The sequence below is a fragment of the Vreelandella sp. 162(4c) genome (assembly GCF_058152265.1).
Window position 1 is genome coordinate 4,482,456 of sequence record NZ_CM176981.1, and the last position, 13,912, is coordinate 4,496,367.

Here is a 13,912-nt window from a genome sequence, read left to right on the forward strand (position 1 = left end):
GATGTTGTTATGAGCGAAGTGAAACTGACGTTTCTTCCACCCTCAGGACAAATGTAGAACATAAGCGATTAAAAAACATACATTGGCTGCCCGGTTGGATTCAACCAGACAGCCAATCGTTATGCCATATGTGTGTCAGTGCGAAATAGCGTTGGCAATCGCCTTGCCTAGGGTTGCAGTGGTGCCTTCTCCACCCACATCGCGGGTGAGTACGGTGGCATCCCCTTCGCTCAATACTTCCTCAATGGCCGTGACTATTGCGTCACCGGCTTCTTTGTAACCGAGGTGCTCCAGCATCATGGCGCCTGACCAAATCTGACCGATAGGGTTGGCAATGCCTTTACCGGCGATATCCGGCGCGCTGCCGTGTACTGGCTCGAACAAGCTCGGAAAGTTGCCTTCGGGGTTGATGTTGGCTGAAGGGGCAATGCCTATCGTGCCGGTGCAGGCGGGACCGAGATCAGAAAGAATATCGCCGAACAGATTGCTGCCCACGACAACATCAAACCAATCCGGGTGGAGAACGAAGTTGGCGGTAAGAATATCGATATGAAATTTATCCACCGCGATTTCAGGGTAGCCCTTCGCCATTTCGACCACACGTTCATCCCAATACGGCATAGTGATTGAGATGCCGTTGGACTTGGTCGCAGAGGTGAGCTTTTTACGCGGGCGAGTTTGGGCCAGTTCAAAAGCGTATTTCAATACGCGGTCTACGCCGGTGCGGGTCATGACCGTGTCTTGAATGACCACTTCACGGTCGGTGCCTTCAAACATTTTGCCACCAACGCTGGAGTACTCGCCTTCAGTGTTCTCACGCACCACGTAAAAGTCGATATCGCCGGGTTTACGGCCTGCTAGCGGGCTTTTAATGCCGGGCATGAGCTTGCAGGGGCGCAGGTTGATGTACTGATCAAAGCGGCGCCGGAATTGCAGCAGTGAGCCCCACAGGGAAATATGGTCGGGTACTTTGTCGGGCCAGCCCACCGCGCCATAAAACAGCGCATCAAAACCTTTTAACTGCTCAAACCAATCATCCGGCAGCATTTTGCCGTGTTCCAGGTAGTAGTCGCAGCTGCCAAACTCAAAGGTGGTGAACTCAAGATCAAGATTAAAGCGCTTGGCGGTCGCTTCAAGGGCGCGGATGCCTTCAGGCATGACTTCGGTGCCGATGCCGTCACCGGCGATAATGGCAATACGGTGGGTCATAGTGGTTCCTTACCTTGTTAGTTACTTTTTATGCTTGTGAGTCGTGAGTCGTGAGTCGTGAGTCGTGAATAGTAAATAGAGTGTAGCGGCTATTTTGGTGGAGATAATCAGGCTACTATTCAAGTTATTGTTGCGTGAAAGTGCAGAATGACTGAGGAGCGATATGGTGCACCTGGATGATTTGGCGTTTTTTCAGCACTTGGCGCGGGCGGGAAGCCTGACGGGGACTGCTCGCGAGCTGGGGCTATCGCTCTCGGCAGTAAGCAAGCGGCTAAAACAATTGGAGGCGCGCCTGGGGGTAGAGCTAGCTGCTCGCACTACGCGGCGGTTGACGCTGACCGCAGAGGGTGAGCGCTACTTGGCCCGTGGCGCGCTGATTTTAGATGAGTTGGATGAGTTGGAAAATTCACTGGGTGAGGGGGTCGATCAGGCGCTTAGCGGACGTTTGCGGGTAAACGCCACTTTTGGCTTTGGGCGCCGCCATATTGCGCCACTGCTGTCACGCTTTTGTGCCGATCACCCCGAGGTGGAAGGGTGGTTGGAGTTAACCAATTTTCCGCTTAATTTGAGCGATCACGGCTTTGATATTGGTATTCGCGTGGGCGAGCCACCGGAGTCGCGCTTGGTCGCCCGGCGTATTCTGGCCAATCGGCGGGTGCTCTGCGCGTCGCCTGCTTACATTGCCCAGGCACCGTCTTTGCAAGTACCGGCAGATTTACAGCAGCACGCTTGTTTGGTGATTCGCGAGAATGACAGTGATTTCCCCCTCTGGCGCTTTGAACAAGTCGCTCAGTCTACAAAAGGACTGCCTGGGCAGACACAGTCGATAAAGGTCAGCGGTCGATTAGCCAGCAACGATGGCGAGGTCATTACCCGCCTGGCCTTGGACGGCCACGGTGTCATGCTGCGCTCCTGGTGGGACGTTAACGAGCACCTTGCCAGTGGCGCATTGGTAGCGCTGTTGCCAGGCTGGCAGGGGGTGCGGGCAGATTTTTATGCGGTGTTTGAGCAACGCCGCCATGTGCCCGCCCGGCTGCGCGCTTTTATTGACTATGTTCAGCGAGAGATAGCGGGGCGGGTACCAATATTGCCTGATGGGAGCTAATCAGAAGCTGCTTATCGGCTAGGGCAAGCCTCGCCTTGGTTAACATCAATCAGCTCTTCAGTAGGGAACTCCAGCTCGGCTGCTCGCTGACGCAGGCGTCCTTCTGTCGCGCTATCTATTTCCGCTGTACGTGAAAGTATCCACAGGTAGTCGCGGTTAGGGCCTGCCACCAACGCCCATTGGTACTCCTCATCCAGCTCAAGGACGTTATAGCCGCCGTAAAAGGGGCCAAAGAAGCTTACCTTTAAGCGCCCAACGCTTTCATCGTCAATAAAGTAGGCGCGGCCTTCAGCCTCATCCCACTCTTGCTCTTCAAGGTTGTAACCACGGTTGATTACTCGAACACCGCCATCATCGCGCAGGCTGTAAGTAGCGGTCACGCAATCAAGACCGCGTTCAAAGGAGTGATCCAGGCGGGCAATTTCGAACCACTGACCCAGGTAGCGGTCTAGCTCAAAGTCTGCTACTGGCTGCGTGCCATCCGGAATGCCAGTGCAGCCGGTGAGTAGGGTCATACTAACGATGCTGCTTCCTAGCAGGGTTTTCATTAACGCGCTCCTTGGCGATGATTCGCGGGTGATCGACTATGGTTAGTGCTATCTGTTGCTATTTTGCCATACAGCAGGAGAAGGCGGTGATGGAGTGTTTTCGTTTACATAACAAATAAAGGAGTGTGTATGTGGTGCCAACAAGAGATTCATTTGCCCGAAATGGCGCGCGGCTTTCATTTGATTACGGATGATGTGGCCCGCGCACTGCCTTGTTTAAGTGACTGCCAGGCTGGCATGCTGCATTTACAGCTGATGCACACTTCTGCCTCGTTAACGCTCAATGAGAACACTGATCCGGATGTGCGCCACGATTTAGATGCTTTTCTGCGTCGACTGGTGCCCGAAGATTTACCCTATTTCCGCCACACCCTGGAAGGGCCTGATGATATGCCCGCCCATGTAGCCGCCAGCCTGCTGGGTACACAGCTAACGCTGGCGGTGCGCGATGGACGCCTGGCTTTAGGTACCTGGCAGGGCATATGGCTGGGAGAACACCGCAATCAGGCTGGGCCACGTCGATTACTGGCCACCCTAAACGGGTGTGAAGCGCGCTAGCTTGGCGCGCCACCTCGACTCAGCGTTGCTGTATAGTGGTTAATAACCTCATATTATCTTTGAAAAAGCGCTTTTAAATGCCACGACGCTCCTTTCTTCGCCTTTCCCGACAGCGCAGGTTGCGGCTGTTCTTTTTTCTTAATCTTGCTCTGGTGACTGGGCTAATTGCTCACCAAATTTGGTTGTATGTAGCAGAACCCAAATTTGAGTCGGTGCATACCCTTGAGGTGGCGAATATTCGCGAGGTGTTGAAGGAGCGAACCGACTATCGCTTTGCGGTGGTGGGCAATATCAATAACTCGGTGAGCGTGTTTCAAAAGGAGATTGTGCCGCTCATCAATCAGAGCGGCATCGACTTCCTGATTTCCGCTGGGAATGCCGTCAATAGTGGGCAGCAGGAGAGCTACCAGGCGATTTATCAGAGTCTGGAGCAGCTCAATGTCCCTTACTTACTCACCTACGGTGAAAATGAAGATAGCGATTTCGGTAGCTATCTGTTTTACGAATATTTTGGGCCGCACTTTTACTCGTTTGTAGCGGGCAATAGCCACTTTATCTTTCTTGACGGTACCGGCAAGTCCTCTACCTCCTGGCAGCTTGATTGGTTGGAGCGTGAGCTTACGGCCTCAGAAACACAGCATCGGTTTCTATTTGTTGGTTTGCCGCTGCACAACGTAGTGCGCGACGCGCCGCTGTTTGAAGCGGACAATTATCTCAATGATTCTCGCTTAGCCGATGGCATTATGGCGCTGGCAGAGGAGCATGACGTTGATACCGTATTTTCCGCCAACTTAACGCTCTTTTCCCAGCAGACGATTAATGGCGTGGATTACGTGACAACCGGAGGCGCGGGAGGCATCCTCATTGATGCCGATAGTAGCTTTCACCACTACGTCATCGTCAATGTAGAGGGTGAGAATGTCGCTATTGCGCCGGTGCGATTAAATGTGGATAGCCCTGGCTGGTGGCGGATGGTGAGTAGTGTGGCTTCCACGGTGTATGCGTTTTTCTACGTTAGCTATACGCGGTTTTTGCTGATTGTGGGTATGTTGACGCTGCTCGCACTGCGCTTATATCGGCTAATTTTCGAAGATCGCGACTACTATCCTGATTTTGATATCGACCCAACGCCTTTCCTGGGTAAATCTCTGCGCGTAGCGATGATCTCTAATAACTACTTTCCTTTTGTATCGGGGGTATCGGTCTCGGTGGATCGCCTGCGCAATGGCCTATGTGATCTAGGCCACACCATCCAACTGTTAGTGCCGCGCTACCGAGAAACGTGGCAGGACGACAGCTCAATAAAACGCATCCCCACGCTAATGGCATTTGGGCAGAAGGGCGAGTTCCGGTTAACCAATCCGTTCAGTGCGCGTTTTCGTCGTTGCCTGCGTGGGTTTAAGCCGGATGTTATTCATGTTCATCATCCCTTTTGGCTCGGTTCCATGGGCCTGTTTATGGGGCGTCGGCTCAAGGTGCCAGTGATCTACACCTATCACACCCGCCTGGAGCACTATGCCCACTTCGTGCCGTTGCCCGGTGCGCTGTTCCGTAATTTGATTTCCCATACCCTGATCAAGCGCTTCTCTAATCGCTGCCAAGGAGTGATTGTGCCGACTTACTCCGCCGAGGAGTATCTGCGCATGATTGGCGTGAAAACACCCTCGCTGGTGCAGCCCACAGGCATAGATGTGGCACGCTTTTCACACGTTGAGGAGAGTGAGTTGGAAGCGCTGCGCGAGCAATTAACTATCGACCCTGCAAGTAAAATATTGATCAGCGTCTCGCGGATTAGTAAGGAGAAAAACATTGGCTTTATGCTGGAAGCCCTCGCCGAGCTTCAGTCACATGGGCATGATGATCTTCATCTGCTACTGATTGGTGATGGGCCAGACCGGGAGGCGATTCAAAACCAAATCGATACTTTGAAACTGACCTCGCAGGTCACCCTGGTCGGAGCGGTGCCGCCGGAGCGCATGGCGCTTTATTACCATCTAGGCGATATATTTGTGTTTGCTTCGACCTCAGAAACCCAGGGTATGGTGATTCTTGAAGCAATGTCGGCGGGGTTGCCCGTCGTGGCGGTGCGCTCCAGCGGTATCGATGATGTGGTGCGCCAAGGGGTCAATGGGTTCAAAACACCGCAAAATCGTCAGGCCTGGGGGCAAAGGGTGGTTGAGTTAAAAGATAACGCTGAGCGACGCCGGGAGTTGGGTAAGCAGGCCAGCCACTTTGCTGAGGAGTTTGATATTGCCAACTTTGCCTCAGCGGTGGCGGGCTTTTACGCCGAAGTGCTGGCCAAATATCACTCGCCTTCGCGGTGAGGCTGTTTTTTTGCCGCTTGGCGGCGGTTAGCATAGCGCTTAAGGCCTATTAACAAGCTAACGCCAGCCACTAGCCCGACAGCCGCTAAGATGATTTCTTTGGTCGAGGCAGCGGTGAACAGTGCGCCTAGCTGGCTGCCCAATAAGATCACCGCTGCCAGCCCCGGTACGATGCCCAGGGTGGAGCCGATCATATAGTCGCGAAACTTAAGGTGAAAAGCGCCCGCCAGCATATTGGTGAGCGTGAACGGGGCGAGTGGCAGCAGGTTAATCACCGTCATGGTGCGAATGCCGCGCTTGGATAAGTAACCCGATAGGCCGCGCAGATGGCGCCCGCCATAACGCATAAGCGCCTCACGGCCTAACCAGTGGCCTACCCAGTAAGACACAATCGAGGAGGTCAATGTGCCTAGCGTGGCGTACACCAGCCCCCATATCGGGCCAAACAGTAAGCCAGTCACCACCACCAGCAGGCTAAGTGGAAACATCACCAGCAAGGCGCTGGCATAAGTGGCCATTACCGCAGCAAACATCCAGGGCGCGGTACGCCACTGGCGAATGTAAGCGATAAACTCGCTAAGGCGCGCCTGGGTGAGTAGGTCGTAGCGCTGCAGTACCTGCCACATGACGCCCAGCAGCACGACGATTACCAGCAGGCCTACGCCCTTACCCAATGTCCGCGACATGCCCACTCCCATCGGCTAAAAAAGCGCTAGCATACGCTAGCCGTCCAATGGGATGAAGGCGCTTTTCCATTAAGTGCAGTTGTTAATCAGCGGTTTATTAGTTGTTGAGCTGGGCTTCAATGACCGGCCAAGCGGGGTCGCCGTCAGTGGTGGTGACGTCTGCCAACATTGCTTCAATGCGTTCTGGGTGGTCGTTGATCCACTGTTCGGCGACGTCGGCAAGGTCTTGCTCTTCCTGGCCAAACGCCTGGATCATCCAGCTCTGCTCTTCAGCCGAAAAGGTAAACTGCTCAAAGAACGTCACTACGTTGGGGGTGGCTTCAGCGTAGTCACTGCGCAGCAGCGTCAACACATCGCTTTCACCGTTGTTCTCACCGAACAGGTCTTCAGGATCTTCCAGGTAGCGCATGGGCAGCTCAAGGTTCATCCAGTGGGGCGTCCAGCCTACCCAGACAATCGGTTCCTCACGGGAGATGGCGTCACGTGCAGCGGAAAGCATGCCCACTTCACTGGTATCGACTACCTGCCAGTCACCTAGACCCCAGGTGTCGTTGTCAATGGCGTTGTGAAGAATCTCACTGGCAGCAGAGCCTGCGCCGAAGCCATAGATTTCACCCTCGAACTGCTCGCGATTTTCGTCTAGATCAGCAAAGCTCTGAATGCCACTCTCATACAGATATTCCGGCACCGCCAGGGTCATTTGCGCACCATCGACGTTATTCGCCACGTCAATCAGTACACCCGACTCCTTGCGGGGATTGAACATCTCACGCTGGGCGGGCAGCCAAGCCCCTAGAAAGGCGTCGATATCGCCGCTTTCGATACCCTGGTAAATCACCTGTAGGCCGATTTCCTGGGTGCTGGTTTCGTAGCCGAGTGGGTTTAATAGCTGTTCGGCGATAGCCGTTTTTACTGTAATGCCGGGCCAGGCGGGCACACCGAAATCGAGGGTTTGGTCGTCGGTGTGAGCCGCCGAGGCAAATAGCGCGGTAGTGGCGAGGGCAATGCCTGAGGCGAGAGGCTTGAGGTGTGTCATAGGATCTCCTTGCTAGGTTTTTGTCTAATAGGTGTTGTTGTTAAACAGTGATATTGAATACCGCTAAACGTTACGGGCCAGCACGCGGAGGCGTGAAGCCAGCATATCGCGGTCTAAATAGGTGCCCTGTAAATGGCGTGCGCCGCTGTTAGGGTCGAACTCGCGCCGTCCGTGGAGTACGCGACGATTATCAAAAGCGACCATTTGACCAGGGCGAAGGGTGAACTCTAGCTGGTGCGCTTCGCTGTGGAACAGCTTCCACAATAGAGCGTAGGCGCTGTACCAGGCGTCCATCTGCTCTACTGGTAGGTGAAGGGCATCGCGAATCCAGTTATTCAGGCGCATCTCAACCAGATTGCCTGCGCTATCCAGAGTGATCACCGGTGCCCGCATTGAAATATCGTGGGTTTCATCCTGAAAGCGAAAATCAATCGGTGTTTCGCTAAGAATCGTCAGCGCTTCTGGAGACTCCTGGCGCAGAGCTTCTACGACCCGAGCGCCATCAGCAAATAACGATTCGCCGCCGCTGGCACCGTTTTGCAGGCAGTAGAGCAACTGAATGTCTGGCGGTTGGCGCCAGTTGGGTAAATCGATATGCAATGGCAACCCTACCGCGGTATAAGCCGCGTTGTTGGGATTGGGTTTGGAGCGCACATCAAAGCGGGCGCCAAAGTTGGTGGCGCGCAGGGGGCCAATACGTTCAGCTAAGCGGCTTACTTCCTCTTCTACCAATGGGCCGTCGGTAATCAGTGCCAGCCCGTCGCGTAGCATGGCGGTTAGCCAGGCTTTCTCGCCTAGAGGGGTTAAAAAATCACTATGGCTGATGTGCTCGGGAGTGAAGTTATCGACCCAAGGCTTAGCGTTGGGTACCGCAGAAGTCAGCTCGGCTTCCGGGCGGCGCTGGTAAAGCCAGCCGCTATGAAAGGCACTGACATGACCATCTTGCCATTGCAGGTGTAAGTGCCCATCTAGCAGAGCAACGCTGGGTGGCTCAGTGATGGGTTCAAGCGGCAGGTAGAGCCTTTCCCGGGTCTGCGGATGCCGGCAGGCCGGGCAGGCGCAGTGGTCGCGCAGCCAGAGCAGGGGCAGAGTGGTTTTTTGACCATCTAGCCACTCAAGGGCAATGCCATTGTGGGCAAGCGTCGCTTGAGTGAGTACCGGGCCCGCTTGATAAGGACTTAATTCGCCCATCTCAGGGGTGTTTGCATGGGGGGGCGTTAAGGTGGTCTCTGCTGTGCTGTTCATTAAAACTCCGATTCGCTCCCTCTGTGGCATTACGTAGGGGTGTGCGTTTGTGCCAACCAGGATGCGGAGTAGCCGCAGCAGTGACAAACGATTAATCTGACCCCTAAGACATCATTTAATTTATAGGTCTCTTTTTCATGAGCCAATTACCGCCATTGTTATGGCTACAAGCCTTTGAATCTGCGGCGCGTACCTTAAGCTTTACCGCTGCAGGCAATGAGCTTGGGGTTACCCAAGCGGCCATCAGCCAGCGCGTCAGGCTGCTGGAAGACCGGGTGGGGCAAAAGCTCTTTGTTCGTCATGCACGCAGCTTAACGCTTACCCCCGCTGGGCAGGCGTGGCTGCCCAGCATTCACGATGCGTTTGTGCGTATTAGTGAGGGCACCCTGGAGGTCTTTGGCAGCACCTCTGAGCAGCCAGTGACGCTGCGTGCCACGCCGGTTATTCAGCAGTCGTGGCTGGCGCCGCGTTTAATTGCCTTCCACCGGGCTCATCCCCAGGTGTCGATTCGTGTAGTAAGTGCTATCTGGCCCGATGACTTTGGCCCCGAAGGGGCGGATATCGAGATTCGCTATGGCAAAGGGGAGTGGACGGGCGTTGAAATGCAGCCGCTAGGCGAAGAGCAACTGCTGCCCGTTTGCTCGCAGGCGTTAGCGGACACGCTTACTGCGCCGAGCGATCTGGCTGGGCATACGCTGCTGCACGCTGTCGGTTTTGGCGTGGGGTGGCCGGGGTGGCTGCAGGAAGCGGGGGTTGCTCACCTGGAAGCGCAGTGCTGGTCGCTCACTTGCGATAACCAGGTGATGACACTGGCGCTTGCTAGCCAGGGCGGTGGCGTTGCGTTAACTCATCGACGCTTAATGGAGCAGCGTAGCGATTTGGTGGCGCCTTTTGAGCTCAGTGTGCCCAGCGATGAGCGCTTCTGGTTGGTTCGCCCTAGCCGGCGCCACGTTAGCGACGAATCCGAGCTGGTATGGCGGGGGCTTTGCGATTCAATGTGATAAGTGGTTATTGCTGTTTTAAAGTCTTTTCGCCAATTTCCTTGCCATTTTGGTGCAGCCGTGAAAAATGATGCGCTTTCATTGTTTAAAAAGGCGTGATCTTCATGGACTTTACTCTCCCTCCGTTGCTGACATCGCTGGTGGATCGCGGCAACGGCTTGCTCTGGGGCAGCGTGCTGATTTATCTGCTGATTGGCGCGGGTCTCTATTTTACTGTGATGACACGCGGTATTCAGCTGCGCTATTTCGGCCATATGTTTAAGCTGCTGGGCAGCTCCCGACAATCAAACGGCGGTATCTCTTCGTTTCAAGCGCTCTCAACCAGTCTGGCGGCCCGAGTCGGTACCGGTAACCTGGCGGGTGTCGCGGTGGCTATTTATTTTGGTGGCCCTGGGGCCATTTTCTGGATGTGGATGACCGCAATGGTTGGGATGGCGACCAGTTTTGTGGAGTCCACCCTGGCTCAGGCGTACAAAACAGACCACGGCGACAACACCTTCCGCGGCGGCCCTGCGCGTTATATTGAGCGTGGTTTGGGCTTGCGCTGGCTGGCTGTGCTGTTCTCTATCTGTTTGATCATTGCCTTTGGGTTAGCGTTCAACAGCGTTCAGGCCAACTCTATCGCCCAGGCCATGGAACAGGCGTTCGCCATTCCCACCTGGGCCATGGGGTTAGTTTTGATGGCTGTTGTGGCGCCGATCATCTTCGGCGGTTTGAAGTCGATTGCCAAGGTGGCTGAACTGGTGGTTCCGCTCATGGCGCTGCTCTACTTAATTCTGGCGCTGGTGGTAGTCGGGTTGAATATCAGTGACTTGCCCGCAGCGATCATGACCATTGTGCGCAGTGCATTTGGCTTTGAGCAGGCGGCCGGTGGGGCAGTAGGCTACGCGGTATCCCAGGCGATTATGAACGGCATTCAGCGCGGGCTGTTTTCCAATGAAGCGGGTATGGGCTCGGCGCCCAATGCTGCGGCTACGGCCTCTACGCGGCCAGATCATCCTGCTGCCCAGGGCTTTATTCAGATGCTCGGGGTGTTTCTGGATACCCTAGTGATCTGCACAGCCACGGCGGCGATCATCATTATGGCGGGGCCGGAGCTGATGGCGGGCGATGAGAACAACGGCATTCAGTTGACCCAAATGGCGCTTTCCAGCCATGTGGGCGATTGGGGCGGTATGTTTATCGCGGTGGCGATTCTGCTGTTTGCGTTTACCTCGGTGATTGCCAACTACTCCTACGGCGAGTCCAACATTGAGTATCTGGCCGGGCGCCGCGCCCCGGTTGCCGTGTTTATTTACCGCTTAGCGGTGCTGGCGATGATTATGATTGGCTCGGTGGCAAGCCTGGGGGCGATTTGGAACTTCGCCGACCTCTCTATGGGTATGATGGCTATTATTAACCTGGTCGCTATTCTGCTTCTCTCGCCAGTAGCTTTCGCACTCTTCCGCGACTACGAAGCGCAGTTGAAAGCGGGCAAAGAGCCTGTGTTTGATCCCAGCCTTTTTCCCAAGCTGGTTAATAAAGTCGATCCCAAGGCCTGGCCCAAGAAGTAATCAAGCTTAAGTAAACGAGCTATAGCCATTTAAACCACTAGCTGCGCCCCGCCTCGCATTTTGCGTCGCGGGGCTTTTTATTGGCCGTCACATGATTCGATTTAATCGAATACAAGTCGTAAAACGTTGCGCTTTTGCTTCTTGGAAAGCGCCGTAGAATAGCTTCCAATCCTTCCCTGTACATTTTGGAGCTTTCAATGACGACTCGTGCCCTGGTAATTACCTCTTCGATTCTGGCTGAAAACGGCCAATCCATTGTGTTGGCTAATCGCTTTATTGAGCAGGCGAGCACCCGCAACGATGTAAACGTTACTCAGCGCGACGTGGTGAAAACCTCGCTCCCTCACCTGGATATTAGCGAACTGGGGGCTTGGCAGGTGGCGGCCGCAGAGCGTACCGCTGAGCAGCAGGCGTTAGCCGCGCGCTCGGACGAACTGCTGGCTGAGCTACGCGCCAATGATGTGCTGGTCATTGCGGTACCGATGTATAACCTGGGTATTCCTTCACAGCTGAAGGCGTGGTTTGACCGTGTTTTGCGTGCCGGTGAAACGTTCCGCTATACCGAAAACGGCCCGCAAGGGTTGGTAGAAGGCAAGCGAGCGATTATTCTGGCCGCGCGGGGTGGTCAGTACGCGGGTACGGAATTTGACAGCCAAACACCCCACCTGAAAGCCATGCTGGGGCTGATGGGAATTAAAGAGGTTGACGTGGTCTATGCTGAAGGGCTGAATTTGGGTGAGCAGCAGCGCGAAGCTGCAATAAAAGAAGCTTTCCAAGCGATCGATCAACTGGTTGAGGGGCTTTAAGCACATTCAGAAGCGCCCTCAAGAAATAAAAGGATAGTCACATGGCTCGGCCGGAATTACTCGAACAGATTTACACTATTGTCGATCAAATTCCGCCGGGCCGGGTGACGACCTATGGCCGCATTGCCGCCATGACCGAAGGTGCTACCCCACGCATGGTAGGTTCGGCAATGCGCCACCTGCCGGATGGCCACCAGTTGCCTTGGCATCGCGTGATCGCATCGTCTTTGAAGCTTGCCGATCACGGCGGCGCCGAACGCCAGCATCGTAAGCTACGCGATGAAGGGGTGTTGTTCGATGCCAAAGGCCGAGTGCCCGCGCACCTCGTCTGGCCTGATTAAGCTGCTGTCATTGCGAGGAGCTTGCGACGAAGCAATCTAGGCAGATGTGGCCATAACCCCGAGATTGCTTCGCTTCGCTCGCAATGACATGTGAGGGTGCGTTCGCAATGACATGTGAGGGTGCGTTCGCAATGACATTAGCGGAATCTGACGCGAACACAACCACGCTGCCCAATTTGGGCGGCGTGGTTGTATTTATGAATTGCGTTGGTGAGCCTTCTCGCGATTCACCTGGAGTGGCCCTGAAAAAGTAGACACCTTTATAGAGAGAAGGTGTTATGAAATTTAAATCTAGCCCTCGCTACAGTGACGAGTTCAGACGTCAGGTTATTCAGGTCTCACTCACTTCGCCGCAGACACAGGCTCAACTTGCTGCCAAGCTAAACATTCACCCGAACACGTTAAGCCGCTGGCGTAGGGAGTGGATGATGGGCAAGAATTCGTCGGATAAATTAATCAGGGATACGCAACCAGAGAAGAGTGTTCAAGAACTAGAACGCGAAGTGAAGCGCTTGAAAAAGCAGCTGAAGCGCGCTGAGCTGGAGAATGACATTCTAAAAAAGGCGGACGAGTACTTCGTCAAACACGGCAAATAAGGTTTGCTTTTATTGATGCTCGCCGTTGTCAGCAATGGCCAGTATCGGTCGTTTGTGAAGTACTCGGCGTCTCGCGTGCAGGTTACTATCGTTGGCGGGAGCGACAGTGTCGTCCTGGCCCGCGTCAAGCGCGACACCTAGCTATCAAGGAATTTCTGCTTAATCGTGCTCGCCAAATGGAGCATGTGCCGGGGTATCGGAAATTATGGCTAGAGGCTCAGGATGCTGGTTTCTGCTGTGGCAAAAATCAGGTACAACGTCTGTTACAAGAGGCAGGATACCGCTCACGAACAGCCTCAAAGCCAGGCTATAGGCGTAGCAAGTCATCCTTGCCTGTCCTGCCAAATCTGTTGAATCGCCAGTTTTCGGTAGGGGCTGGCAATCGAGTTTGGGTATCAGACATTACTCAGGTTCGCTGTCGGGAGGGATGGCTTTATATCGCCGCGGTGCTTGATTTAGGTACTCGCCAAATCGTGGGTCGGGCGATGGGGCCAGTTAATAGCTCACAGCTTGTTTTGAAGGCGTTAGAACATGCATGGCAGCATCAACGGCCGACGGGAAAGAATCTCTTGTTCCACTCCGACCAGGGGACTCAGTACCGAAGCGAAGAGGTGATGACTTGGCTAAACAATCGGCAAGTAACGATTAGCATGTCTCGTCGAGGTAATTGTTGGGACAATGCCTGTGCGGAAAGCTTCTTTGCTCTACTGAAGAAAGAATGGATTCAGCCGCTAGGTATGATCCATCGAGACGAGATGGTAGATGAAGTTCGCTATTATATTGATCATTATTATTCGAAAGTGAGGCGTCATATGACGCTGGGTGGGTTGACCCCCAGCGCCTACGTAGCCGCCTCTTAACATCAAGTGTCTACTAAACTAGGGGCACTCCAACCATTCACCAT

General features: G+C 54.4%; 13 protein-coding genes. 8 read left to right on the forward strand and 5 right to left on the reverse strand.

What is annotated here, in order from left to right; translation table 11 throughout:
- Positions 1–135 precede the first annotated feature (135 nt).
- Positions 136–1,209: a tartrate dehydrogenase gene (locus tag AC4EYZ_RS20655; protein ID WP_474191989.1), complete on the reverse strand. Its 1,074-nt coding sequence runs from the start codon at positions 1,207–1,209 to the stop codon at positions 136–138.
- A 163-nt stretch (positions 1,210–1,372) separates the two neighbouring features.
- On the opposite strand from AC4EYZ_RS20655, the gene AC4EYZ_RS20660 reads away from it, so the two are divergent.
- Positions 1,373–2,314 carry a LysR family transcriptional regulator gene (locus AC4EYZ_RS20660; RefSeq protein ID WP_490203993.1) on the forward strand — a complete coding sequence of 314 codons (942 nt, stop codon included), beginning with the start codon at positions 1,373–1,375 and terminating at the stop codon, positions 2,312–2,314.
- 11 nt (positions 2,315–2,325) lie between these two features.
- On the opposite strand, the gene AC4EYZ_RS20665 is transcribed toward AC4EYZ_RS20660, so the two are convergent.
- A complete protein-coding gene (locus AC4EYZ_RS20665; RefSeq protein ID WP_474193113.1) occupies positions 2,326–2,862 on the reverse strand; it encodes a lipocalin family protein in 537 nt (178 codons plus the stop codon).
- Between the two features lie 129 nt (positions 2,863–2,991).
- On the opposite strand from AC4EYZ_RS20665, the gene AC4EYZ_RS20670 reads away from it, so the two are divergent.
- Both AC4EYZ_RS20670 and AC4EYZ_RS20675 read left to right on the forward strand, forming a co-directional pair.
- Entirely contained in the window at positions 2,992–3,420 is a 429-nt protein-coding gene (locus AC4EYZ_RS20670; protein ID WP_022522705.1) for a secondary thiamine-phosphate synthase enzyme YjbQ, read from the forward strand.
- Between the two features lie 77 nt (positions 3,421–3,497).
- Positions 3,498–5,744: a glycosyltransferase gene (locus AC4EYZ_RS20675; RefSeq protein WP_490203994.1), complete on the forward strand. Its 2,247-nt coding sequence runs from the start codon at positions 3,498–3,500 to the stop codon at positions 5,742–5,744.
- Here the strand turns inward: AC4EYZ_RS20675 and AC4EYZ_RS20680 are convergent.
- From AC4EYZ_RS20680 to AC4EYZ_RS20690, 3 genes are all read right to left on the reverse strand, one after another.
- Positions 5,726–6,430: a TVP38/TMEM64 family protein gene (locus AC4EYZ_RS20680; protein WP_171051150.1), complete on the reverse strand. Its 705-nt coding sequence runs from the start codon at positions 6,428–6,430 to the stop codon at positions 5,726–5,728. The two genes, AC4EYZ_RS20675 and AC4EYZ_RS20680, sit on opposite strands and share 19 nt — an antisense overlap.
- Before the next feature lie 97 nt (positions 6,431–6,527).
- On the reverse strand, positions 6,528–7,466 hold the full coding sequence (locus AC4EYZ_RS20685) for an ABC transporter substrate-binding protein (protein ID WP_474192085.1): 939 nt from the start codon (positions 7,464–7,466) through the stop codon (positions 6,528–6,530).
- A 63-nt stretch (positions 7,467–7,529) separates the two neighbouring features.
- Positions 7,530–8,711 (reverse strand): TauD/TfdA family dioxygenase, encoded by a 1,182-nt coding sequence (locus AC4EYZ_RS20690; RefSeq protein WP_022522708.1) that lies wholly within the window; start codon positions 8,709–8,711, stop codon positions 7,530–7,532.
- Between the two features lie 137 nt (positions 8,712–8,848).
- Here AC4EYZ_RS20690 and AC4EYZ_RS20695 point away from each other — a divergent pair, with 137 nt between their 5' ends.
- The 5 genes from AC4EYZ_RS20695 (at position 8,849) to AC4EYZ_RS20715 (ending at position 13,868) form a co-directional block, all read left to right on the forward strand.
- A complete protein-coding gene (locus AC4EYZ_RS20695; protein WP_022522709.1) occupies positions 8,849–9,712 on the forward strand; it encodes a LysR substrate-binding domain-containing protein in 864 nt (287 codons plus the stop codon).
- A 104-nt stretch (positions 9,713–9,816) separates the two neighbouring features.
- Positions 9,817–11,265, forward strand: coding sequence for an alanine/glycine:cation symporter family protein (locus tag AC4EYZ_RS20700; RefSeq protein ID WP_022522710.1), 1,449 nt, complete (start codon positions 9,817–9,819; stop codon positions 11,263–11,265).
- A gap of 197 nt (positions 11,266–11,462) precedes the next feature.
- Complete coding sequence (locus tag AC4EYZ_RS20705; protein ID WP_159177037.1) at positions 11,463–12,071, forward strand: FMN-dependent NADH-azoreductase; 609 nt, start codon at positions 11,463–11,465, stop codon at positions 12,069–12,071.
- Between the two features lie 41 nt (positions 12,072–12,112).
- Positions 12,113–12,412, forward strand: a complete 300-nt coding sequence (locus tag AC4EYZ_RS20710) for an MGMT family protein (RefSeq protein WP_022522712.1) — start codon at positions 12,113–12,115, stop codon at positions 12,410–12,412.
- Positions 12,413–12,690: 278 nt separating this feature from the next.
- Positions 12,691–13,868, forward strand: a protein-coding gene (locus AC4EYZ_RS20715; RefSeq protein WP_490203995.1) for an IS3 family transposase whose coding sequence is annotated in 2 segments (ribosomal slippage) — positions 12,691–12,982 and positions 12,982–13,868 — 1,179 coding nt in all. Because the reading frame shifts where the segments join, the coding sequence is not laid out codon by codon here.
- Positions 13,869–13,912 lie beyond the last annotated feature (44 nt).